The sequence below is a fragment of the Algibacter sp. L4_22 genome, assembly GCF_023473045.1.
Taxonomy (GTDB): Bacteria; Bacteroidota; Bacteroidia; order Flavobacteriales; family Flavobacteriaceae; genus Algibacter.
This window is the reverse complement of the sequence record NZ_JAMCOK010000003.1, coordinates 289,042-314,536: the sequence shown is the minus strand read 5'-3', so window position 1 is coordinate 314,536 and position 25,495 is coordinate 289,042. Positions and strand designations below refer to the sequence as shown.

20 protein-coding genes are annotated in these 25,495 nt (G+C 33.1%); 8 read left to right on the top strand and 12 right to left on the bottom strand.

Features of this window, described 5'->3' with window-relative positions:
* Positions 1–24: 24 nt before the first annotated feature.
* From pruA to M4I23_RS09465, 5 genes are all read left to right on the top strand, one after another.
* Positions 25–1,653 (top strand): L-glutamate gamma-semialdehyde dehydrogenase, encoded by a 1,629-nt coding sequence (gene pruA, locus M4I23_RS09485; protein ID WP_158844087.1) that lies wholly within the window; start codon positions 25–27, stop codon positions 1,651–1,653.
* 333 nt (positions 1,654–1,986) lie between these two features.
* Positions 1,987–2,334, top strand: coding sequence for a YciI family protein (locus M4I23_RS09480; protein WP_249754232.1), 348 nt, complete (start codon positions 1,987–1,989; stop codon positions 2,332–2,334).
* The gene (locus M4I23_RS09475) at positions 2,334–3,581 is read left to right on the top strand and encodes an RNA polymerase sigma factor (RefSeq protein ID WP_249754231.1); all 1,248 of its coding nucleotides are present in this window, start codon (positions 2,334–2,336) and stop codon (positions 3,579–3,581) included. Before M4I23_RS09480 ends, M4I23_RS09475 begins: the two co-directional genes overlap by 1 nt.
* Positions 3,582–3,654: 73 nt before the next feature.
* A complete protein-coding gene (locus M4I23_RS09470; RefSeq protein ID WP_249754230.1) occupies positions 3,655–3,996 on the top strand; it encodes a VOC family protein in 342 nt (113 codons plus the stop codon).
* Positions 3,997–4,107: 111 nt separating this feature from the next.
* Positions 4,108–5,067 carry a tetratricopeptide repeat protein gene (locus tag M4I23_RS09465; protein ID WP_249754229.1) on the top strand — a complete coding sequence of 320 codons (960 nt, stop codon included), beginning with the start codon at positions 4,108–4,110 and terminating at the stop codon, positions 5,065–5,067.
* Positions 5,068–5,082: 15 nt separating this feature from the next.
* Here the strand turns inward: M4I23_RS09465 and M4I23_RS09460 are convergent, their stop codons facing one another.
* The 8 genes from M4I23_RS09460 to M4I23_RS09425 form a co-directional block, all read right to left on the bottom strand.
* On the bottom strand, positions 5,083–5,523 hold the full coding sequence (locus M4I23_RS09460) for a hypothetical protein (RefSeq protein ID WP_158844077.1): 441 nt from the start codon (positions 5,521–5,523) through the stop codon (positions 5,083–5,085).
* Positions 5,524–5,535: 12 nt separating this feature from the next.
* On the bottom strand, positions 5,536–7,158 hold the full coding sequence (locus M4I23_RS09455; protein ID WP_249754228.1) for an FAD-linked oxidase: 1,623 nt from the start codon (positions 7,156–7,158) through the stop codon (positions 5,536–5,538).
* A 4-nt stretch (positions 7,159–7,162) separates the two neighbouring features.
* Positions 7,163–7,513 carry a hypothetical protein gene (locus tag M4I23_RS09450; RefSeq protein WP_249754227.1) on the bottom strand — a complete coding sequence of 117 codons (351 nt, stop codon included), beginning with the start codon at positions 7,511–7,513 and terminating at the stop codon, positions 7,163–7,165.
* Positions 7,514–7,518: 5 nt separating this feature from the next.
* Positions 7,519–12,864, bottom strand: a complete 5,346-nt coding sequence (locus M4I23_RS09445) for a CHAT domain-containing protein (protein ID WP_249754226.1) — start codon at positions 12,862–12,864, stop codon at positions 7,519–7,521.
* Positions 12,865–13,357: 493 nt separating this feature from the next.
* Positions 13,358–13,612 carry a membrane protein insertion efficiency factor YidD gene (yidD, locus tag M4I23_RS09440; RefSeq protein WP_249754225.1) on the bottom strand — a complete coding sequence of 85 codons (255 nt, stop codon included), beginning with the start codon at positions 13,610–13,612 and terminating at the stop codon, positions 13,358–13,360.
* Positions 13,613–13,678: 66 nt separating this feature from the next.
* Positions 13,679–15,160: a cysteine--tRNA ligase gene (gene cysS, locus M4I23_RS09435; protein ID WP_249754224.1), complete on the bottom strand. Its 1,482-nt coding sequence runs from the start codon at positions 15,158–15,160 to the stop codon at positions 13,679–13,681.
* Positions 15,161–15,313: 153 nt separating this feature from the next.
* Positions 15,314–15,991 carry a GTP cyclohydrolase I FolE gene (gene folE / locus M4I23_RS09430; RefSeq protein ID WP_158844065.1) on the bottom strand — a complete coding sequence of 226 codons (678 nt, stop codon included), beginning with the start codon at positions 15,989–15,991 and terminating at the stop codon, positions 15,314–15,316.
* A gap of 301 nt (positions 15,992–16,292) precedes the next feature.
* A complete protein-coding gene (locus M4I23_RS09425; protein WP_249754223.1) occupies positions 16,293–16,868 on the bottom strand; it encodes a DUF2892 domain-containing protein in 576 nt (191 codons plus the stop codon).
* A 289-nt stretch (positions 16,869–17,157) separates the two neighbouring features.
* Between M4I23_RS09425 and rpmH the strand changes: the two genes are divergently transcribed.
* Together rpmH and carB are read left to right on the top strand one after the other, a co-directional pair.
* Positions 17,158–17,319, top strand: coding sequence for a 50S ribosomal protein L34 (rpmH, locus tag M4I23_RS09420; RefSeq protein ID WP_042495769.1), 162 nt, complete (start codon positions 17,158–17,160; stop codon positions 17,317–17,319).
* Positions 17,320–17,432: 113 nt separating this feature from the next.
* Positions 17,433–20,285 carry a carbamoyl-phosphate synthase large subunit gene (carB, locus tag M4I23_RS09415; protein WP_158844061.1) on the top strand — a complete coding sequence of 951 codons (2,853 nt, stop codon included), beginning with the start codon at positions 17,433–17,435 and terminating at the stop codon, positions 20,283–20,285.
* 393 nt (positions 20,286–20,678) lie between these two features.
* On the opposite strand, the gene M4I23_RS09410 is transcribed toward carB, so the two are convergent.
* The 4 genes from M4I23_RS09410 to M4I23_RS09395 all read right to left on the bottom strand — a co-directional run bounded on the left by M4I23_RS09410 (position 20,679) and on the right by M4I23_RS09395 (position 23,624).
* A complete protein-coding gene (locus tag M4I23_RS09410) occupies positions 20,679–21,371 on the bottom strand; it encodes a hypothetical protein (RefSeq protein WP_249754222.1) in 693 nt (230 codons plus the stop codon).
* A 39-nt stretch (positions 21,372–21,410) separates the two neighbouring features.
* Positions 21,411–22,136, bottom strand: a complete 726-nt coding sequence (locus M4I23_RS09405) for a hypothetical protein (protein ID WP_158844057.1) — start codon at positions 22,134–22,136, stop codon at positions 21,411–21,413.
* Positions 22,137–22,216: 80 nt separating this feature from the next.
* Positions 22,217–22,513, bottom strand: a complete 297-nt coding sequence (locus M4I23_RS09400) for a hypothetical protein (RefSeq protein WP_249754221.1) — start codon at positions 22,511–22,513, stop codon at positions 22,217–22,219.
* A gap of 343 nt (positions 22,514–22,856) precedes the next feature.
* Positions 22,857–23,624 (bottom strand): DeoR/GlpR family DNA-binding transcription regulator, encoded by a 768-nt coding sequence (locus M4I23_RS09395; protein ID WP_158844055.1) that lies wholly within the window; start codon positions 23,622–23,624, stop codon positions 22,857–22,859.
* Between the two features lie 307 nt (positions 23,625–23,931).
* Here M4I23_RS09395 and M4I23_RS09390 point away from each other — a divergent pair, with 307 nt between their 5' ends.
* A complete protein-coding gene (locus tag M4I23_RS09390) occupies positions 23,932–25,491 on the top strand; it encodes a glycerol-3-phosphate dehydrogenase/oxidase (RefSeq protein WP_249754220.1) in 1,560 nt (519 codons plus the stop codon).
* Positions 25,492–25,495 lie beyond the last annotated feature (4 nt).

Here is a 25,495-nt window from a genome sequence, read left to right as displayed (position 1 = left end):
TCAATAACAAAAAAATAGAAAATCATGGGAAAAGGCTTTTTTAATGTGCCAGTTGCTGTAAACGAACCAGTTAAATCTTATGCTCCAGGATCACCTGAGCGTACTGCTGTTTTAGAAACTTACAAAGCAATGTTTAATAGCAAAGTAGATGTGCCACTATATATTAATGGTCAAGATGTTGAAACTGGAAATACCAGAACAATGTCTCCTCCTCACGATCACAAACATGTGGTTGGAACGTATCATGTAGCAGAGCAAAAACATATTGAGGATGCTATTTCTACAGCTTTAGAAGCAAGAAAATCATGGAGTTTAATGCCATGGGAGCAACGAGCAGGGATATTTTTAAAGGCTGCTGAGTTAATTGCAGGTCCATACCGAGCTAAAATTAATGCTGCAACCATGATTGCGCAGTCTAAAAACATATACCAAGCAGAAATTGACGCGGCTTGTGAGCTTATTGATTTCTTACGTTTTAATGTCCAGTTTATGTCAGACATTTACATGGAGCAACCAAAAAGTACAAGTGATGCTTGGAACCGTGTAGAGTATCGTCCATTAGAGGGTTTTACTTATGCTGTAACACCATTTAACTTTACCGCAATTGCTGGAAATTTACCAGCTTGTATGGCGTTAATGGGTAATGTTGTAGTATGGAAACCAAGTGATAGCCAAGTATATTCTGCTAAAGTTATTATGGATGTTTTTGAAGAAGCAGGAGTTCCTGCAGGTGTTATTAATGTTGTTTTTGGCGATCCAGTAATGATTACAGATACAGTATTAGCTAGCCCAGATTTTTCTGGATTACACTTTACAGGGTCTACTTTTATTTTCAAGGAACTTTGGAAACAAATAGGAAATAACATTCATAACTATAAAACATACCCAAAAATTGTTGGGGAAACAGGAGGAAAAGATTTTATTGTAGCTCACAAATCTGCAAATGCTAAGCAAGTAGCAACAGCTATTGTTCGTGGAGCTTTCGAATTTCAAGGTCAAAAATGTAGTGCGGCATCTCGTGCTTATGTTCCTCAAAGTTTATGGAATGATGTAAAGAAATTTGTAATCGAAGATGTGAATTCTTTTAAAATGGGTTCTCCAGAAGATATGAGCAACTTTATTACAGCGGTTATTCACGAAGGTTCTTTCGATAAATTAGCTAAATATATAGACCAAGCAAAAGCGGATGCTGATGCAGAAATTATTGTTGGTGGTGGTTACGATAAAAGCAAAGGATACTTTATTGAACCAACTGTTATACTTACAACAAACCCTAAATACACAACCATGTCTACAGAGTTATTTGGCCCTGTAATTACTATTTATGTGTATGAGGATGACGCTTACGCGGAAACGTTGAAGTTAGTTGATGAAACTAGTGATTATGCATTAACGGGAGCTATTTTATCTACCGATAGATATGCTGTAACACAAGCTACAGAAGCTTTACAAAATTGTGCTGGTAATTTCTATATTAACGATAAACCAACAGGAGCTGTTGTTGGGCAACAACCATTTGGAGGTGCTAGAGCATCTGGAACAAATGATAAAGCCGGAAGCGCTCAAAACTTATTACGTTGGGTATCGCCTAGAATGATAAAAGAAACTTTTGTTACACCTAAAGATTACCGTTACCCATTTTTAGGAGAATAAGAGTTTAAAATATATTTTTAAAGAGACCATCTGAAATTCCCAGGTGGTCTTTTTTTTTGTTTTATGAAGTTTTGAGTTTGAATGGATTTTGGGTTATATTCGTTAAATTAAAAGTTAAAAAATAACTTTAAGCCTACACTCGCGTTAAGGATTGAACGGCCTGTTTGAGCTCCCCGACGATAGGAGGGAGCGAGTAGTGAAAGCCTGCCCCAGAGGGAAACGCCCAAATTAAAATTGAAGCAGTTTTTAAAAAGTTATAATTTATTTTGAAAAACGGTCCCCTTTTACATTTTGGTAAACGTCTTAATTATATAAACCTTAAAAATATATAATATGAAAAATTTTATGATGATTTTCGTTGGTGCCGATTATGCCGATTTAGGCTTATCTCCAGAAGAGTTACAAACGAGAATGGGCAAATGGTTTGCTTGGGGGAATAAAATGGAAAGCGCTGGAGTATTGAGAGGAGGCGAGGCTTTAACACCACAAATTAGACGTGTTGTTGGTGAAAATCGAACGGTTACAGATTTAACGTCGGCAGAGGTTAAAGAAATTGTGGGTGGTTATTATTTAGTTGAAGCTGAAGGTTTTGATGCAGTTGAAAAAATAGCTCAAGATTATCCTGATTTTGATTTAGGAGGTACGGTAGAGATTCGTGAAATTATGGTTTTCGACCATTAATGGGAAGTAAACTCATAGACCATCTTTTTCGCCATCACAGCGGAAAGATGGTTTCTGTTTTAACTCGGATTTTTGGATTGAAACATCTTGAAAGTATTGAAGATGCTGTGCAAGATACTTTTATTAAAGCAAGTTTAGCTTGGAGAAATAATCCGCCAGAGAATCCAGAGGCGTGGCTTACGCAAGCGGCTAAAAATCGAGTTTTAGATATCTTTAGAAGTCTAAAAACACATCAAAAACATATTCTTGATTTTAATTTGGGAACGGATACCATTGCTGTAAATGATCTTTTTTTAGATACAGAGATCGCCGATGCTCAATTACGAATGATTTTTTCGGCTTGCCACCCAAAACTGGATCCTAGAGATCGCATTTCGTTTGCTTTAAAAACGGTTTCTGGGTTTAGTATAAAAGAAATTTCATCGGCATTATTAACTAAAGAAGATACTATAAAAAAACGATTGGCAAGAGCTAAGAAAGCTATCTTGGCGTCTGATTTAAAATTCCAAATCCCTCAAGGAAAAGCTTTGCCGGAACGTTTAGAAAGTGTGATGGAAGTATTGTACTTAATTTTTAATGAAGGTTTTCATTCTAATAAAAAAGAAATTTTAATTAGGGAAGAGTTATGTGGCGAGGCACTAAGGCTCTGTCAGATGCTTTTAAAGAATAAACATACTCGAACACCAGAAAGTTATGCGTTGTGTGCATTAATGTGTTTTCATTCGGCACGGTTAGATGCGAAAACTAATCTAGAGAATGAGCTACTTAGTTTAAAAATGCAGGATAGAAGTTTGTGGTATTTTCCGCTAATAGAAGTTGGGAATGCCATGATGCACAAAGCGGTTCAATGTAAAACGTTTTCGTGTTATCATTATGAAGCCGCTATTGCTGCCGAGCATTTAAAAGTAGCGCGGTTTGAAGATACTAATTGGGATAAAATTCATTATTGGTATCAATGCTTGCACACTTTACAACCTATGGATATACATGTATTAAGCATGGCCGTTATTTGTATTCAAAAAGAAGATTTTAAGTTAACAAAATTATATTTGGATAGTTTGAATTCTCACGATTTTGAACAGCGTAGTTATTTGTTTTATGGTACAGTAGCAGAATATTTTATAGCGACTAATGATTTTAGAAAAGCTATTAATCAAATTGATTTGGCGCTTAATGCTGTGAATAATGATTTGGAGCGCCATTATTTGGAAAGTAAGAAAAAGGATATTTTGGATAAAATGAAGTAATATTTTGATGAAGTTATTATTCTTTTAATAACTTAGTTGCTAGTCATTTTTTAATCGTCTTAAATAATATTTTATGGAAAACAATCATATAAATTACATTGAGTTATATGCTAATAACTTAGAATCCATCAAAAGGTTTTATCAAAAATGTTTTAATTGGGAATTTACCGATTATGGGCCAGACTACATTGCATTTAAAAATAGTGGTTTAGAAGGCGGTTTCGAATATACCGATGCCAAAATAATTAACGGATCGCTTGTGGTTTTGTATCATGCAAATTTATTAGAAATTAAAGCTAAAATAGAAGCGGCAGGAGGAACAATTACAAAAGATGTTTTTATGTTCCCAGGCGGAAGTCGATTTCAATTTTTAGATCCTTCGGGAAATGAATTGGCTGTTTGGTGTTCTAATTAAGAGGGTTTTGTTGAATGTTTAATACCTATAATTATGTAAAAAATAATTACCTTTAATAAAAAATTGTTGAAGCCATTAAAAACGGCATATTAATTGTTGAATTAATATAATATGAAAAAATACTTCACCTTAATCTTAGTTGCATTGCCAATATTAATATTTGGGCAAGCAAATAAATTGTTTCGCCAAGCTTTAAAAACAGAAGATTTAAATGAGAGAATAGAGCTTTTAACACAAGTAATTGCTTTAGAATCTGATAAGTTAGATGCGTATTTTTATCGTGCCATAGCTAAAAATGAGTTGGGCGATTACTCGGGTGCTATTATTGATTATTCTAAAATTATAATATCGCAACCCGATGCCGATAGTTATTTTAATCGTGGAAATGCCAGATATAGTTTAGAGGATTTTGAAGGTGCTAGAGAGGATTATAAGTATGCGACCAAGATGGATCCGGATTTTCTAGATGCGATTTACAGTTTGGGTTGTGCTAATTTTGATTTAGGTGATTATACCGAGGCTATTGCTGTTTTTAATCAATTATTAACAAAAGAACCATATTATGCTAAGGCTTATGGTTTGAGAGCTTTATCGTTTGAGAATCTTGAAAATTATAAACAGGCTTTAAAAGATTATACCGTTGCGGTACTTATGGATCCTTCGGCAGATACTTACTATAATCGAGGTGTATTTCTGTTAAGTATTAATTATTATAAGAAAGCGAAAAACGATTTTTCTACAACTATTAGGTTAAATAAAAATAATGGGTTTGCTTATTTCTATAGAGGAACTTCATATTTGCTTTTAGGAAAATATAAAAATGCTATTACCGATTTTGAAACGGCGCTAAAATTTGATGCCTTAGATTTTGATGCTATGCTGGGGCTTTCCATGACGTATTATAAATTGAAAGATGTACCAAATACAAAGCTATATTTCGATAAAGCAAAAAATATTTTACAAAGTAACGGAAGTACCAAATTGGATATTCTGTTATTTGAAAACACATTCTGGTATAAGAACCAGTTTTATTTCTTTAATGAAATTCATAAGGAATTAGGAGCGTTATAGTCTATAAGCTTAGGCTTATGGTTTTTTAACGAGTTCACTTCTTTGTAAAATTTTAACGTCTTTTAAAACATCCGATTTAGTTTTTAATTCGGTGTTGGCTTTAAATATTTGGTTTAATTGCAGGCTGTATTCTTTTACATTCTCTTGCGCATCTGGACATTTTTTTAAATCGTTTTCAAGTTTTGCTCTAAGCCTATCTAAAGTTTTTATTTGATTTTGCTGTGTTGTAATTTGGCCTGATAAGCTGTTAATTTGGGTTTCAAATTGTTGAATACTATCCGTTAATTTGTTGGCTTGTTCCTTGTTAGTTTTTATTTCTATGCCAAACACAACAATATGTTCCGCATCGGTTAGTAACATTTCTATTTGAGGTTTAAAAATAAATAGTGTTAATGCAGCTAATAGGGCCCAAATTAAAGTTTTATAAGGGAAATGGGATGTTGTTTCGTTAGGCATAGTGTCTTGTTTTTATAGTGAAGCTATTAAGTCGTCGCCTGTAATTGGGGTTTCGGTAGGATCGATATTTAATTCTGCTAAGTCTGCGTTTTCTAAAAATGTATTGGAAAACAACTGGGCCATCTCCTCAGAAAGTAAAGCGTGCCTATATTGTTTCCATGTTTTAACAGCTTCGTTTCCATACATATGTTTTACCAAATTAGGAAAAGCCCAATCGTTGCTTTTTCCCCAATGAATGGTAAATGGAATGTTGTTTTCTTTTAAAACTTCAATCATCCTTTTAGAGTACTCCGTTAAGCTTATTATTTTTTTAGTTTTTTTCCATAGAACGCCGTCAATTTCTAACATACAGGTTACTGGGAATTTTGTAAAACCAAGAGTAGCTTTAGTTTGTTTAACAAAGCGCATAGCAAAAATTCCAGGAATAGGACCTTCGTTATTTGTTAAATCGGCTAGGAGTTTTAATGCTTTTGGAGAATCGGTATGGTTTACTCCAAAAGAGCAAGCAAATGCAGGACCTTGATAAGGTGCATCCCAAAATATTTCGGGTAAAGTCCCTGTTAATTCTTCGTCTACTTTTGGTAAAATGGATTTGCGTAAACGTTTTACTAGCCAAGGAATGCTTTTAGGGAAATTCTCTGCCATTTTAGTGAATAAGTATATTAAATCGCGATATAAAGATTGTTTTATTATAGGAAAAGGATCTTTATAATTGGTTTGGTACGGCTTTTTATACATTAATTCTACTACATATTTATCCTCTTTACTGTATTGATTTATGAAAACTTTATAATGATATGGTGTGTTGCCTAAACCATCGTCGGTTGTTTCTTCAGGGATTTTAAAAGTAGAGTTTTTAAAATCTAAAGTTTCGGCCAGTTCTAAAGCTAAACCTTTATCAATTTTTTTCACATAGCGTTTTAATAAGAAGCGCGGTTCGGCTTCAATAACAATACCGTGAATAAACCCGAAAGCACCCAGCCCTACAAGAGCTGCATTAAATAAACCATCGTTTCGAATTACTCTTTTGCTTATGTTTTCCGCGAAAGCGTTGTTTAAAGCAGGCTTTGTATGGCGTTCCAAATACACAATATCCTCTGGGTTTGACCCAATAATTAAGTTTAAGCCAACTACATAATCTTGAACGGAACCAACATGTAATGCAGAACCATGAACACCAGTAGAAATACATCCAGCAAGTGTTTGCCCATTACTTGCTCCTGTTGTTTTTAGTGATTTTCCGTGTGCTGATAATACTTCGGAAACACGTTTTATTGTTGTGCCACATTCAAATAAAAATAAATTTGAAGCATCGAAATCAGTATCAGGATGACAATTTTTAGGTTCTATCGGAATATGTATATTCATAAACCCATTGTAATGCATTCGGTCTTTATGGCTGGCAATATTATTCATGGACCAAGCAGATCCGTAAGCTCTAAAACCGTGATTAGCATCGTGAGATTCTTTAATTAACCTTCTTATTTCTTTTGCTGCATCGTTGTATCGATCAAGTTTTTTTGGCATGTTCCCATCACCTTCTAGTTCGGTTGCGTATAGTTTTTTTATATCGAATGGGCCGTTGTTATGCAGTGTGTCCCATTTTTTTAATGTATGTGTTTTTGTAGTAGCCATAGTTTTAGTTTGTTGGTTGCATGCATACGTATTTAATTTTCATTTTACGTTTTCGGCCAAAAGTGACCATACTAAGTAAAGAACCACCAAAAGTATTTCGAAATTCTACAGTATGTAGTTTACCTGTTTTACATCTTTCAGTTTCTTTTATAAGAAGGGTGAAATCCTTAGAGGAGATATCTATTTTAATTACGGTGTCTAATTCTGTAACCGCCATATTGCGATAATAATCGGTCCTTGTGGAAAGCGGGTCGGGTTGGTAAGCTCCATTAATACTGCGTAAACGCACAGAATAGCATGATGTTAGAAAGCAACATAAGCTTATTAAAACGATAATTTTTGAGGAGTTTTTCATGATTTTTAGTATTTATTCAATTCACTTTTAATGTAATTTAGGCTTTTACGGGTTTTTGGATCTTCAACATAACCTAGAAAGAAATCGATTTGAGAAACTTCAATGTTTATATAGCGCGGACTGTACAATTGGCTGAATATTTTTCGGTACCACTTTAATATATTTTGTTCCTCTTTATTGATGTTTTTCGAGTTAATTAAAATTAAGGTATAGCTTATCTCGGTCATACCTATAAGTACAGAAACATCTAGATCGGCTTTATCGTAGTCATCTAGTTCAGCATAAAAATCCGTTAAGTATTTTTCAAGGTTTTTAATCTTAGAGAAAGTCTTATTTTCTTTAAAACGAACCATTAATTTTTTATCGCCTAGTTGTTCTAAAAATCGCCCAATATATATCATGTTAGAAATGGCATCTAGATATTGACCGCTGTGTTGGTCTTTAGAAATTATTAGTGCATCTTTATAAAAGCTATATGCCATTTTTAACTGATCAATACGTTCTTTAGGTTCTAAATGAATAGCAGAATTTTTGTAAGCATTGGCAATTATATTTAATCGGCTTGGGTTTTTTCCAGCGAGTGTTAGAAGTTTTATTTCATTTAAATAGGTTGAAATAATTTCTGGAATTGTTTGACTTTTGTTATCTTTTTTAGCCAATTTAACATCTTCTCCTAAGCGATAGGATTGTACGGAACAATATTGTTCTAATGCTTTAATTGAATAGTTGCCGTTATCAAATTCGAAAAGGTCTTTATATTTTTGATAAGCCACGCCAGACATGCCCAATTCATCATAAATCATAGCTTCTTTTTCTAAAACTACCGCGTCTAGTAAATTAGATGCCTCGGCACGATCAATAAATTGGTCCAGCTTTCTAAGAGCCGATGAATGATCTTCCTTTTTATCTCTAATGGTAATAAAGAGATTATCTAAATCGGTGTAAACCTGTGAAGCAACTACATATTCGTGTGTATGATGGTTAGATTTTAATTGGTTTTGAAATTTATAATATTGATTTCCATAACATTGATAAGCTCCCCAAGTATTAGAATTTCTATATTTTTGAAAGCATTCTAAACGCGCTTTTTGCACAGCTGTACCGAAAGCATAGCCTTTGAACATTTTTTCGTAAAAGGTTTCCGAAAATACTTTTGCAGCTCCATCATTAACAGCCCAACCCGAAATAATTATAGCTTTTACACCCATTTCTATAAGTTGTGTGCCAATGTTAGCTGCCAAACGATATCTGTTTTTGCTGTAGGCATCATCTTTTGCGTTTAAAGTTCCCGAGTAACAGCAATTTATGAATACAAATTCGGGTACATAACCAATTTGGTTTATCATGGCTGGATCTATGCAAATACCATTTCCTATAGCGATGCCAACATTGCAATTTTCTGGATCGTAAATGCCATGTCCGGCAAAGTGCATCATTTTGTATGGCTTACTAAATAACTCCATCATAATATTTTTTGCCGTTGAATTTATTAGGGCATTAACATTATATGATGCATTTTTTAGTGTATTTGCAACCCATTCGGCTTCTACTTTAGCAGCTGGTAATTGGGGTAAATCGTTTTGGTAATACATAGGGTCTCCAACAACAAAAGCCTCAATATTATTTAAAGATACTTGATTAAAACGCACCGAGTCGTTAGTTATTAATTGCCTAATAAAACTTGAGGTTACCGAGCCAGGTACATCTGTAGTATGGCTATCGTGAAGTAATTCCCAAGGTAATTGGGCTGCGTATTTATCTAATTTTAATATTAAATTGTTCTGATTTCTAAAGGTGTTTTTAAACTCGTTAGGTACAAGCATTTCGAACAAGGATTTTGATAATCGTGTATCCCAGGTAGAACTGGTAGACATTTCTTTTATTAAATGATTTATTTTATGTAAACCAATGCCTACCATTTCTTGTTCAACACGTGCTAGTCCCGTTGAGGAATAATATTTAAAACCTGTAATTCCTTCATTATTTTCACAGATTAGATTGTCATTTTTAACACTATCAATATGAAGGTTGAACCAACGTTCGTATTCGTCATTGTGGAATATGTTTCGTTTTTTAGCACCAGTACGTTTGGTTATTCCTTTTTCTAATCTAAATTTTAAGCGGTCATCATTGTTTTGCAATCTAGATAGACTGAAATAAGCTTCGCTGGCTACTGACTCATAGTAATTTACAATTTCAATATTTTTAATACATTGTAAGCCTTCTTCAGTTTCTTTAATTTGTTTGTTTGCATTGGCAATACCTAAAAGTATGCCCTTAATAGATTCTTCTACAGGTAATTGTCCATAACCAATACCCATTAATACTAGCGAGATGCCTTTTGCATATTTTTTAGCTCTAGGCAAGGTGTAATTATCTCGCATAAACATAGCGTATTTCAATACGGCTTGTTTAACGGATTTAGCAAGTAGGAATGATGTAAGTGCATCTGGACTTCCTAAACCACAAACAACGGCGCCTTTAGGTTGTGTATTTAAATTAAAAAACACTTCGCTTTCTCCAACTTGGCCGGGGTAATAACCAATTCCCATACGTTGCGATAATCTGCTGTTTAAATAATCGTCTAAGGCTTTTTCCGAACTTAAAATTAAATCCATAAAGAAATGCCCAACCATAACAGGGTAGGAGGCTACTTTTAAATCGCCATGAATAACCTTTACGTTAAAGGATTCTGTTTCTATTTTTATTTGTTTTTTAACATCGAAAATGGCGTTTACTACAGCTTCGGAATCAAAGATTGGTTCTACCGATTCATAAACTTCCGAAATAATTTCACTTCCTCTATTACTTGGTTTTTGTGTACTAAGCGCATTAGTGCTTCCTGTAGATAAAATATCTGTTATGCCTTGAAAAATGTAATCTTCATTCGCTAAATCGCCATGTGTGGTTTGCGAATAGTATAAGTTGTTACTGTTTAGTAATTGTTTTGGTATGCCTGTGGCCCAAGTAACGCTACCATCACCGTGCGATGTTGCTTTATAAACTAATTTTTTATCTCTTGAAAGAAAACGATCTTTTAATGTATAGTCGAAAACCGTTTTATCGGCTTGACCGCAGATATAAAAGATATTGTTAAAATCAGAATCATTTAAATTATCCAAAAAGCTGATAACATCATCTCGATAAGTTTCAAACTCACTTAAAGATTTTGTGTTACTAGAAGGTTTTGGCATGTGTTTTAAATTAGCACTATCATCTAATTTTTCCCAAAAATCTTCTTCCCAAAAATGTCTATCAGATTCTTTTTCTATTGGCAGTAATTCAAATATTCCTGGGAATTTCCAAAACACTCTTAATAAATCGCTTCTATCATTTTTAAAATCGATAGCAGCCAATTGTTTAACACGACCACTATGCCCAGTAAGTACTTCCATAATTAAATAAGAACCTAGCCATGGTGTGCCTAACATAATAAACCTGTTGGCTTGATTTTGTTTGAATTGCGCCCATGTATCGGCATGACTCATCATACATTGGCGAGCAACTAAACCGCCCATGGAATGTGCTATAATATGAATTTTAACTTTATGATGATTAATGATGTTTTCAATTTCAGTTTTTAAAACCTTGGCTGCTTCTTTTACAGATTTTCTCCAATCAAATTCAAGCGTTATAACATCATATTGATCTAATAAATGGTTGGCTAGTTCATTATAATATTTAATAATTACACCGCTAGCATCAACATTTGTAGCGCTAATATTTAAGTTTTTGGGTATGCCACCTTGGTTTAGCTTTCGCATGTCAACCCATTGGTTTTCGTTGCTTCTAGAAAGGGTAGACCCCATAATACCCGGAATTAAAATAACAACGTCGCGCGTGATAATTTCTGGACGGATACTAATGCCTTCCATGGAAAGTTTATCGAGTAAAATTCCGCGTTTACCTTCGCTATAAACTTCTTTTGTAAATAAAAGTGCAGGTGAACCTTCAGAAGCTTTTATGGCATCTAAAATAGCTGCTCTAGATTCTCTTTCAGAAAAGTAATTAAAGTGATTAGTTTCACTGTTTTTAGATATGAATTTGTAGATACCATCATTTCTAATCACCCCATGTTCCATACGGCGTGTATCCACGACCAAATCATTTGCTTCTAAATAAAATAAATTGGCAAGAATAACTTTAAGAGAATTAAAATTTATGCCACCAATTTCAGCATCACCAGCAATATTGTATAAATCGCTAGCTACGGTGGTGTCCGAAATATTTAGCATTTTCTGAAATAACGATTCTGGCATCATACTGTTTAACCCGGGTAAAACTTCGGGATTCTCTTTTTGGCTTACAAGTTCTAAAAGAAAAGCTTTTACCGAATGATATAACGGATTGGTAACACCGAAGGCAAGAGAAACCGCATTCAAAACTAAATTAAAATAATGATCAATTCTTCTTGATAAAATAGTTGTTCCACTAGCAGGAGAAGCTACACGTATCACTTTATTAATAGTGATTTTTTTACGTTGAACAATTACATTAATTGCCTCCATTAAAACTCTATTCTCTTTTTCTTCATCACCTTTTAAAATACCTATCTCTAATGTGCTAAAACCTTTAATTTTATTTCTGAAATCGCATTTTGCTAAAATATCGGCAACTAAACCACCTCTAGAATGGCTTAAAATATCAATAGTAATCGAGTTTGGACAAGCTTCTAGAAAATCTAATGCATTTTGTAACGGGCTAACCGAAAGGGTATAATGTTCTAAAGCAATTATATGATTGCCGTAAATACTGTGGATGGAATTCCAAGTTTCGGTGTTTTTATTTAATTGACTAAAAGCATCAAGAGTTGTAGATAATGTGCCGTGAATTAATAGTAAAAAAGGTAAGGAAGTATCCGTAGGGATTTTATATTTCGATTTATTGAAACTAGCGTCTAATTGATAAATTCCAGGATGAGGTTGCGTTTTTTTATCATATGCTTCAGCTAAAACCGTTATAGCAACTTCTTCTACTTTGGTAGAAGGTGTAAATACGCTAAACACTTTTACCAGAGCACGTTTTATATAGCCACGACTAACATCCTCATGCGATATTTGAGTGTCGAAAACATAGTCGTTGCTATTAATCGAGCGTTGGTTTAATGTTTTTTTGTCGTAAATTTCCTGAACATCTGCTGGATGGCCAATCCATTCCGTTTGGTCTGTAAATTGAATAGCAACCAAGTCGTTTATATCTAAATCGATGGTGTTAATGTTATTGCTAGAGCGGGTTTCCGATACTTCGATGTACGATTTTAGTTCATACTTTTTGGTTAAGGTATTTGGCATAACGAAGTTTACCGTTTTCACGTCGTGTGCAATGCCTACAATTTTAGCTTTTTTAGTCATTTTTTTTTTAATAGCATTAACAGAAAGTGAAAGCAAAAACGAGGTGAATTAGTGTTAAGAACTAAAAAAGACTATAGTTCATTTTGTTTTTTGCTTGCAATTTTCATATTAAATTAGTTATTTATAGCTCAAAATATCAATTGTTTGATTTCTTAGAAATATGAAACCATAATGACGATCTACTTCAATTAAAATAGGAGGTAGACATCACTTTTGCTATTAAAAAAATTATTGGAGAGTCTCTTTAAAATGAAATTATTTATTAGAGATTTAATAAAAATAATAAAATAACTACTAATAATCAAATAGTTATGTAATTATTTGGTTATTTTTTTGAAGGAATAAAAACTCGTGTTTGTAAGAATTCAAACTCTTTTAATGTTTTTTTTAGAAGAAGAAGACTTTTGTAAAGTTGATTTTTGATACTAGGAGGTTGTGATTTCTTATGGAAATCAAGATCAATTTGTTGCGTTTTTAAAAACCTGAAATAGTATTAGTGAGTTTTTTTCTGTTTATCATCCTTCTCTGGAACGGGATCATAACCTGAACCACCCCAAGGATGGCAACTAAAAATTCGTTTTATAGCTAACCAGCCGCCTTTAATTAAGCCGTGTTTTTCTAAAGCTTCTTTTGAGTATTGTGAACAAGTAGGATGAAATCTACAGGTTGCTGGCGTTAATGGTGATATCAGTTTTTGATAGACCTTTATTATGAATATAAATGGTGCTACTAAGAGTTTTTTCAGCATAATATATAGATTCAAAAGTCTTAAAATCTAAATTGGATTCCGCTTTAAACGAATAAAGACAACATATTAGTTAACCGAATACGTTGTACCATCTTTACCATCTTTTAATACAATGCCAACTTCGGCTAATTCATCGCGTATTTTATCAGATAAAGCAAAATCTTTGTTAGCACGAGCATCTTGTCTTAATTTTATTAAAACACTTACAGCTCCAGATAATTTATCAGTTCCTGAATCATTTTTAGCTGAATTTTCCAAACCTAAAACATCAAAAACAAAAATGTTTACGGTTTCTTTTAATATGTTTAAATCTTCAGCAGAAACGGTTTCAGTACCTTCTTTTATTTGGTTAATGTATTTTGCCGCTTCAAATAAATTTGCAATTAAAATAGGTGAATTAAAATCGTCATTCATGGCATCGTAGCAAGATTGTTTCCAAGCATTGATATCAATAGAAGATGTTTTTGAAGCTTCTAATTTATCTAATAAATTAACAGCATCCATTAATCTATAAAATCCTTTTTCACTGGCTAATAAACCATCATTAGTTAAATCTAGAACGCTTCTATAGGAAGATTGAGCAATAAAAAAACGAATGACACTTGGCGCATAGGCTTTACTGAAAAACTGGTTGTTTCCAGAAAGTAATTCATCTGGATTCACGGTGTTTCCAGTAGATTTAGACATGCGTTGTCCGTTTAACTCCAACATGTTTGCATGCATCCAATAATTTACAGGAGATTTGCCTTTAGCTGCTTCATTTTGAGCTATTTCACATTCATGATGCGGGAATTTTAAATCCATTCCACCACCGTGAATATCAAATTGGTCACCTAAATATTTTGTACTCATCGCAGTACATTCTAGGTGCCAGCCAGGAAAACCATCACTCCAAGGAGAAGGCCAGCGCATAATGTGCTGAGGTTCGGCTTTTTTCCAAAGCGCAAAATCTTGTGGATTTTTTTTATCGCTTTGTCCTTCGAGTTCGCGAGTGTTGTGTATTAAATCTTCTAACTTACGTTTACTTAATATACCGTATTCGTGAGTTTTGTTAAATTTATGAACATCAAAATATACAGATCCGTTCACTACGTATCCAAAACCGTTATCAATTATAGTCGAAATTAATTCAATTTGTTCAATAATATGTCCCGTCGCTGTAGGTTCAATACTTGGCGGTAAAAAATTGAACGTATTTAATATATTATGAAAATCTACGGTGTAGCGTTGTACTACTTCCATAGGCTCTATTTGCTCTAATCTTGCTTTTTTTGTAATTTTATCTTCACCAGCATCAGCATCATTTTCTAAATGTCCAGCATCGGTAATATTACGTACATAGCGCACTTTATATCCTAAATGCTTTAAGTAGCGAAACACCATATCGAACGACATAAATGTTCTTACATTTCCCAAGTGTACATTGCTGTAAACCGTTGGGCCGCAAACATACATGCCAACATAACCTGGCTCAATAGATTTAAAGGTTTCTTTTTTTCCTGTAAGTGTATTGTATATTTTTATAGGGTTATGCTCGAAAAGTTGCATTGTTGTATGTTGTTAATGGGTTGTTGTTAATTTGAAATACTATTTACTGTTTAGTTATTATGTTGTTAAGTTCTTATATAATGTCATATTTAGAAAATGACTTCTAAATGTGTCTGTTTTATAGTATATACTTCACCCAAACAACAAATATTTCTAAAACTTAGTCTCCAATTTAATATATTCTAAAAGCTCTCTTCTAGTTGCTTCTTCTTTAAATTTACCACCAAATTCAGATGTTACAGTACTGCTTTCAATATCGCGAATACCTCTAGAGTTTACACATAAATGTTTGGCATCTATAATGCAAGCAACATCGTCTGTATTTAAAACCTCTTGAAGTGCTTTTACAACTTGAATGGTTAAACGTTCTTGTACTTGCGGACGTTTTGCGTAATAATCTACAACACGGTTCATTTTAGATAAACCAACTACGGTACCGTTAGAAATATAAGCAATATGTGCTCTTCCTACAATTGGTAATAAATGGTGCTCACAAGTTGAATATACCGTAATATTCTTTTCAACAAGCATTTCGCCGTACTTGTACTTATTATCGAAAGTTGAAGCTTTTGGTTTTTTCTTTGGATCTAGACCGCTAAAAATTTCGTTTACAAACATTTTGGCAACGCGATTTGGAGTGCCGTTTAAACTATCGTCGGTTAAATCTAACCCTAACGTTTCCATAATATGACGGACATCGTCTTTAATAATGTCTATTTTTTCTGAATCAGAAAGCTTAAAAGCATCATTTCTTAAAGGCGTGTTCGATGATGTTCCAACATGATCTTCGCCTAAAGCATCGTGTTCTTCTATGTTATTATCCATTTTCATTTGCGAAAAAAATCTTATTTTTAAGTCTGCAAAGATAAGTAATTCCGTTTTGTTATGTTTTATCTTAACATATAATTGTTGTTTACAATTTGTCTGCTTTTTTCTTTAAATATTACAATTAAAATAAAAAAAGATTAAACTTTTTGTGGTTAAAGAGTTTTCTCGTGTTTCGCTAGGAAATAGCGATGCACTCAAATAAAATAGATAAATCAAAAAAAACCTGAACAATAAAGCTATTGTTCAGGTTTAATTAATTTTTTAATAATCTATAAATTGATTATTTAAGACGATGTAAATATATTTATCCTCTACGTTTTTGAGATCTTACAGAACCTCCAGCACCATAGTGTTGGTTAGGTCCAACGGCACGTTTCATGTTATCCTTCATCATTTTAATCTGTTCGGTTAGCATACCTTGTTTATCCAATTTAGTAGCTTCGGTAAGTAATTTTTGAGCTTCTATTTTTCGTTTCTTAGAAAAAGCAATACCAGCTAAGTTTAATTTAGCCATCGCTAAATCGTGATCCATAGATAAACCTAATGTTAGTGCTTTTTTAAAATATTTTTCGGCCTCGTTCATATTAGTTTGAGATACCATAATACCATGTAAATAGTTGTAATACCCTTGTTGCTTCTTTACTAAAGCTATTTCTGGGTTTTTAATTTTATTCAGCCATCTTGTTGCGCCTTCAAAATCTTGTTTTCTTAATTTTAAAAACGCTAGTAAAATAAATTCATTTTTAAAATATAAGAAAATAAATATAAGAGATAGCAAAATAAGCATAATACCGTTACCTATATAGCTTTCTGTAAATTGATAAACAGCAAAAGCGATAATTCCGGCAGCGATAATAAGTTTTATGATTTTATTGTACATGGTTGAGTTTTGGTATGAAATTAGAAGAAAATTTCCTCCTATTTAACTATTAATTGTGCAAAGAAACTAAATTTTTATGAAAAACAAATGATACCTTTATCATAAAAGTGACCAACGAAGTCAAATATATTGCGGTTTTGTCATTGTTTTTGTTTAGAATAAAAATATTATATTTTTTTTTCTAATAACATTTGTCAAAGTGAAAACTCTTCGTATATTTGCCGTCAGTTTTGGAGAATTACCAAAGCCAAAGTTTAAACATACAATTCAGTTTTAAAGATACAAGATAATGAGTAAAAGAACATTTCAGCCTTCTAAAAGAAAAAGAAGAAACAAGCACGGTTTTAGAGAAAGAATGGCTTCTGCTAATGGTAGAAAAGTATTAGCACGTAGAAGAGCTAAAGGAAGAAAAAAATTATCTGTTTCTACTGAAACTAGACATAAGAAATAAATGATTAACAATTGTTGATAAATTAAAGGTGTTACTTAAGTGTAACGCCTTTTTTTATGTCAACTGATTACTATTTTTGCAATTCATTAAGTGACAATAAATAACGAGTAAAAATGCCAAAAAATCCAAAACTAAAATCGATATTAATTATTGGCTCAGGGCCAATTGTAATTGGACAAGCTTGCGAATTTGACTATTCGGGAACCCAAGCTTTGCGATCACTTAGAGAAGATGGAATTGAAACCGTCTTAATCAACTCTAACCCAGCGACTATCATGACCGATCCCTCTATGGCCGATCATGTTTACTTGCTTCCTTTAACAACAAAATCAATTATTCAGATTTTAAAAGAGCATCCTCAAATAGATGCTGTTTTACCAACAATGGGTGGGCAAACGGCATTAAATTTATGTATTGAGGCTGATGAAAAAGGAATTTGGAAAGATTTTGATGTAGAAATTATAGGTGTCGATATTGATGCTATTAATATTACTGAAGATAGAGAGCAGTTTAGAGAGTTGATGCTTAAAATAGGAGTGCCAATGGCGCCTCAGGCTACGGCTACATCTTACTTAAAAGGTAAAGAAATTGCTCAGGAATTTGGTTTTCCATTAATTATTAGAGCTTCTTTTACTTTAGGAGGTGCAGGTGCATCTTTCGTTCATAAAGAAGAAGATTTTGATGAGTTATTAACACGCGGATTAGAGATTTCTCCAATCCACGAAGTAATGATTGATAAAGCTTTAATAGGTTGGAAAGAATATGAGCTTGAGTTACTTAGGGACTCAAATGATAATGTAGTTATCATCTGTTCTATAGAAAATATGGACCCTATTGGGATTCATACTGGAGATTCAATTACTGTAGCGCCAGCAATGACGTTAAGTGATAGAACTTTCCAAAAAATGCGTGATATGGCTATCCATATGATGCGTAGTATCGGTGATTTCGCAGGAGGGTGTAACGTACAGTTCGCTGTATCTCCAGATGTGAATGAAGATATTATTGCTATCGAGATTAATCCACGTGTATCACGTTCTTCTGCATTAGCAAGTAAAGCAACCGGTTATCCAATTGCGAAAATTGCTGCAAAATTGGCATTAGGGTATCATTTAGATGAATTAAAAAATCAAATTACAAAATCTACGTCAGCACTTTTCGAGCCAACACTAGATTATGTAATTGTAAAAATACCACGTTGGAACTTTGATAAATTCGAAGGTTCTGATAGAACTTTAGGGCTTCAAATGAAATCCGTAGGTGAAGTTATGGGGATTGGGCGTTCTTTTCAAGAAGCCTTACACAAAGCAGCGCAATCTCTAGAAATTAGTCGTAACGGACTAGGAGCTGATGGTAAAGAGAATAAAAATTACGCGCAAATTATTGAAAAACTAACGTATGCCTCTTGGGATCGTGTTTTTATAATTTACGATGCAATCGAAATGGGTATTCCATTAAGTAGAATTCACGAGATCACCAAAATTGATATGTGGTTCCTTAAGCAATACGAGGAATTACACGTTATTAAAAACGAAATTTCTACTTTTAAAATCGATACCATTGAAAAAGATTTATTGTTAGAAGCAAAACAAAAAGGATATGGCGATCGCCAAATAGCACACATGTTGGGCTGTTTAGAAAGTCAAGTTTATAATAAACGTGAAGAATTAGGTGTAAACCGTGTTTACAAATTAGTAGATACCTGTGCGGCCGAGTTTGAAGCTAAAACACCATATTACTATTCAACTTTTGAAAGTGATATGGAAACGGCAGACGGTAAACGTTATGCAGACAACGAATCTATTGTTACCGATAAGAAAAAAGTAATTGTTTTAGGGTCTGGACCAAACAGAATAGGGCAAGGTATCGAGTTCGATTATTGTTGTGTTCACGGGGTTTTAGCAGCTGCAGAATGTGGTTACGAAACTATCATGATTAACTGTAATCCAGAAACGGTTTCAACCGACTTTGATACAGCCGATAAATTGTATTTTGAGCCTGTGTTTTGGGAGCATATTTACGACATTATTAAACACGAAAAGCCAGTAGGCGTAATTGTGCAATTAGGTGGGCAAACAGCTTTAAAGTTAGCCGAAAAACTCACCAAATACGGTATTAAAATTTTAGGAACCAGCTTTGAGGCTTTAGATTTAGCCGAAGATCGTGGTTTGTTTTCAAATATGTTAAAAGAAAACAATATTCCTTATCCAGAATTCGATATTGCAACTACAGCCGACGAAGCTGCTGCTATTGCCGATGTGTTAGATTTCCCAATTTTAGTTCGTCCATCATATGTTCTTGGAGGTCAGGGAATGAAAATTGTAATCAATAAAGAAGAGTTAGAAAAGCACGTAGTAGATTTGCTTAGCAGGATGCCAGGTAATCAATTACTTCTAGATCATTATTTAGATGGAGCAATTGAGGCCGAAGCCGATGCAATTTGCGATGGCGAAGATGTTTACATCATCGGGATTATGGAGCATATCGAACCTTGTGGAATTCACTCGGGCGATAGTAACTCCTTATTGCCACCGTTTAATTTAGGCGATTTAGTAATGCAGCAAATTATCGATCATACCAATAAAATCGCATTGGCGCTTAATACAGTTGGTTTAATAAATATTCAATTCGCCATAAAAGACGACAAGGTTTATATTATTGAAGCCAACCCAAGAGCTTCTAGAACCGTGCCATTTATCGCAAAGGCTTATAATGAACCTTACGTAAATTACGCAACAAAAGTGATGTTGGGAGAGAAGAAAGTAAAAGACTTCAATTTCCAACCAAAACTTAAAGGTTATGCTATAAAACAACCAGTATTTTCGTTTGATAAGTTTCATAATGTGAATAAAAAACTAGGACCAGAAATGAAAAGTACAGGCGAAAGTATACTGTTTATAGACGGTTTAAAAGATGATGCTTTTTACGATTTATACGCACGCAGAAAAATGTATTTGAGTAAATAATCAAGTATTTAAAATATCAAAAACCTCGCATTTATGTGAGGTTTTTTTGTTTTTGGGCGTTACCCGAAAAGGGTCGGGCTATCACTACTCAATCTTTTTGCGAAGGGCTCTAGGCTTGTTTTAAGGTTGTTGTATATTATTAAAGTTAAGTTGTCTCGAAAAATGTAGTTTTAATATTTTCGAAAAAAGGATTTCAAACATGCCGTTCTATCCCTAACGCGATTTATGCAGTGTATTGTTTTTTAGGATTTATGGTGCTTTTTAAAGAGAATTTTTAGCAGAGGAGTTGTTAAGGATGGTTAATAGCTGTTTTTGATAAAATCAAGATTTTAACTTGTCAGAATAAACAGTTTGTAGAACAAAAATAAGATTTGAAGATAAACCTAAAGAGATTTATTCTCCTTCTATAAAATTCTCATATTCATTTGTCGTCATTATGGTCGATTGGTAAGGTGTAAGAGCGTTTAAATTAAGTTCGCTGTATTCGTCAAATATTTTATCTAATAAATTTATTTTTATGATATTCGGTTTAACGTCTGTAAAATAATAGAGCGCTCTTTTTTCGTTAAGAATAATTAAGTTGCTTTTCTGATTTTCCGAATAATAATTAACGTATTTTGATGATTGCTCCACAAGCTTAAATACTCCGCTTTCGGTTATCTCTTGTTCAATATCGCATCCGTGTTCTAATAATTTAAAATTGATTATTTCTGGAAAGATAATGGGGTTTTTGGCTGTAATTTCAAACAAGATATCGGTTGAATAGCAATCGGGAGTTCCGCAATCAAGCCCATGAAGATTAAAAGGAAGGTTAAATTTAATTTTATCATCTACTTGGTTTACAAGTCCTCTAATATATAATTCTTGTAAAATACTAGATTTTAGATTCTCGTTTGGTTTAGAGTTTAGAAGAGTTTTTCTTAAGCTGTCTTGAGTTTTTTCAAAAGATAGTTTCGAATTAATTAGCGTATTATTCTGCGAAATTGTCTTTTCTGAGGTGCCTGTATAATCATCCTTTCTTGAGGTTTTTTCTTTAGAACCGCAGGAGATTATTAATAGACTGAAAAATAAAATAATAAGCTTCATAGTTCCGTTGGTGTTGTTTTGTGAGATGTGTTTCTTAATTTACTTTTTTTTATTTAAATAATAAGAGGTAAGCTTAGAAAGGGCATGTTCATATCTTGTTTTACAATCTGTGATGTCTCCCTCAAATTTTAGTTCCTTTTTAACGCCTAAATTGTAAATGCCTTTTCCTTTCGCCATCCGGTCTAATTTCCAAATTGCTTTTGGCGATAATTCAATATAAAGAGCTTCTAAAATGTCACATTGTTCTGTTTTTCCATTATATATATCCCAATCTTTTGCTTCTTGCTGTTTCAATATTTTATTTGAGAAATAAACTTTTTTAAGTAAAGGGAAATTAAATTCTAATACTTTTTTAGCACCTTCGTTCGCAAACCAAACTACTTCTTTGTTTCTAACAATGCATGTTCTAATAAAATAATTATCAAACTTAGAAAGTTGTCCTGCAACTAAGGCTGCCACACCAATTTCGTTTATTTCATGTCCTTTTTTTGTTCGTTCATCATCAAACCACAGATAGAAATCTCGTATTTGAGAAATGGTTTTATATTTCAGGTTTCCGTTATCTATGGATAGGTTGTATTTGTTGGCTTGCTGCCAAGAAGTTGTGTTTCTCGTTCTGTCTTTTTTTAACCACGAACCATCCGGAAGAACATGCTGTCCAGTAGTTTTTTTATAAGCTTTTAGGTTTATCCATTCCTGAGATGAGACAGGTTGATTGTTTAAAAGTAGTAAAATAATTATTGCCAAGTTGAGTAATTTACTCATAGTATATTTTTGTGTAGAGTGTTAATTAGTTTCCTTAATTTTTAAATTATTTTACAACTAGCGAGTAACTATGAAAAGTATTACACATTAGGTATTTCTCTAAATTGAGTCCTTTTTAAATAAGCCTCAGTTTTTTCTAGTAAGTTAAAGTCGTTGTGTTTAAAACTAGATAGCCATTCAAATTCATGAGCATTAAACCTATCCAAAAATTCTGTTGGTATTAAATTGAAAGTACATAAAATTATTAAAAATTGATCTATATCGCTAAAAGGATAATTACGTTTAGAGAATTCAGCAGGACTAAGTTTTTCGTTTTGCTTTTCAAACTTAGAAAAATAGACTCCAAACCTGTATTCTATGTAATTAAGGATCGACATAATATTAAATATATTAATTCGTCCTAAATTTATCATTATCGTGCTATTGGAATCTTTCTAAAAGGGCATTGGGCTAATTAGGTGTTAGTTTATGGTGTTTCTTAGAATTGATTCCGGTTTGGTTGTAAGAATTCAATAGTGCTATTATTGTAACATCTGCTTGTGTCATGTTGTCTCAATAAAACACGAGACTTTCTTTTTTTCAAATTCATAATAGCTGTCTTATATCTTAAATTTGATGTAAAGCGGTGAACTTCTTTGTGTTAAATGGATTTATCTGTTTTTCACCAAAAATCAAGTACTTTTTAATTTTGGCGCTTAGAGTTTTTTTGGGATTATTTGTTTATACAATAGTAAGCTCAATGCCTAATTCAATTAGTCTGTTTTTGGTTTTATTGTCAATGCCAGAATCGGTTATTATTTGATCGATTTCATCAAGTCCGCAAATTCTTCCAAATCCCTTTTTGCTAAATTTAGAAGAATCTGCCAATACAATTATTTTTTGTGCTGCTTTAATCATTTCTTTATTTAAAGAAGCTTCCATCGAATTTGTGGTTGTAAGCCCATATTCCAGGTCAATGCCATCGACGCCTAAAAACAATTTTGTAAATGTAAATTCTGCCAACATTTTTTCAGCAATAGATCCAACAACAGAAGAAGAGCTTGATCTAAGCATACCTCCTAATTGCATGATGTCTATTTGTTTATGCTCTGCTAATATAATAGCTGCATTTAAAGAAGCGGTTAGTACTGTTAATCCTTCTATAGGCTTAATTTGTCTAGCTAATTCAATTACAGAGGTTCCTGAGGCTATTATAATAGTGTCAAAAGGTTCTAGTGTTGATGCGGCGGCTGTTGCTATTTTCTTTTTTTCTTTGGCGTTTAGCTTTTTCTTAAAATTTACGGGATGTTCGGTGATGTAAGGATTTGCCGGAATAGCTTTTCCATGCGATCTAAACAGTAGTTTTCTTTCTTCGAGTAGTTTTAAGTCTTTACGGATAGTTACTAATGAAACATTAAACTCAATACTTAGCTCATTGACATTTACAAAGCCATTCTCTTCCAGTTTCTTTAAAATCTGTTTGTGGCGATCAATTATATTTAGTGGCATCTTGTTTCGTTTTATACAAAGGTACATGATATCGTAATTAAAATGAAGCTGAAATGGCACTTTTATGGAATATTTGGAATAAAACGAAACCTTATTTTCTATTTTTTTAATAAAAATAAATGTTGAATAATCAGAATACACGGTAAAATTTGCTTTTTTCGAGTTTCTTGACTGCTTTTTTTATGATATATATCATGAAACTGAAAAAATAATCAAAAAAAATAAAAAATAGCTTTTGTTTTGTTTCGTTTTGTTGTAGTTTTATATCGAAATAAAAAAATAATACTAAAAACTAAAATAAAAGGTCATGGACAGAAAAGAAATAATGAGTAAGTTGAGAAGTGATTCTAAAACTTATGATTTCGTAATTATAGGAGGTGGAGCAACCGGTATTGGTATAGCTCTCGAGGCATCTGCAAGAGGTTATTCTGTTGCTTTGCTTGAGAAATCTGATTTTACTAAATCTACATCAAGTAAAGCTACAAAATTAGTGCATGGTGGTGTTAGATATTTAGCACAAGGTGATATAGGTTTAGTTAGAGAGGCTGTTGTAGAAAGAGGGTTGATGCTTAAAAACGCTCCTCATATAACTAAAAGCCAGTCGTTTATAATACCTACTCATGGTCTGTATGATGAAATATTGTATACTGTTGGTTTAACTTTTTACGATTTGTTAGCAGGAGGACTGAGTCTTGGAAGATCTAAACGTATCTCGAAAAAAGAGACGTTAAAACGTATTTCTCTTATAAATCCAGATAAAATTTCAGCAGGTGTTGTTTATTATGATGGTCAGTTTGATGATTCTCGTATGGCTATAAATACGTTACAAACAGCTGTTGGATTAGGTGCTCGAGTTGTTAATTATTGTTCTGTAGATGGATTGCTTAAAGATTCAAATGGAAAGATTACAGGAGTTAAAGTGCATGATGAAATGGATGGTGCATCATTCGAAATAAAAGGAAAGCAAATTGTGAACGCTACAGGTGTATTTGCAGATGATGTATTGCAAATGGATTCTCCAGGGGCCGAAAAAACTATTGCACCTAGCCAAGGTGTTCACTTAATGTTAGATAAATCTTTTTTACCTGGTGATGACGCTATTACTATACCTAAAACAGATGATGGTCGTGTATTGTTTTTAGTACCATGGCATAACCGTGTTATTGTTGGAACAACAGATACACCTCTTAAAACAGAATCTTTAGAACCAGTTGCTCTAGAAGAAGAAATAGGGTTTATTCTAGCGACTGCTGGTAGATATTTAACAAAAGCTCCTAAAAGAAGCGATGTGTTAAGTGTGTTTGCTGGTTTACGTCCTTTGGCTGCTCCAAAAAAAGAAGGAAGCAAAACGAAAGAGATCTCTCGAAGCCATAAAATTTATACATCAGATTCAGGACTATTAACTATTGTAGGTGGTAAATGGACCACTTTTAGAAGAATGGGTCAACATTTGGTTGATAAAGCCGAGAAAAATCACGAATGGAAACATATTCCAACAAAAACAAGACATCTTAAAATACACGGTTACAAAGAAAATGTAAATCATGATGATCCATTATATTTTTATGGTAGTGATGAAGAAAAAGTAATGCAATTATCTAAGGAAAATGGATGGAATGAATCGTTAAGTACATCTATGGGGGTTATACAAGCGCAAGTAGTTTGGGCTGTAAGATATGAAATGGCTCTTAATGTTGAAGATTTTCTTGCTCGTAGAGTTCGTTGTCAGTTATTAAATGCAAAAGAAAGTGTTGAAATGGCTCCAAAAGTAGCAGAAATAATGGCTAAGGAATTAGGTAAAGATGAAGCTTGGCAAGCAAAACAAGTTTCAGATTATGAAAAAGTGACATCAAATTATATTTTATAAACAA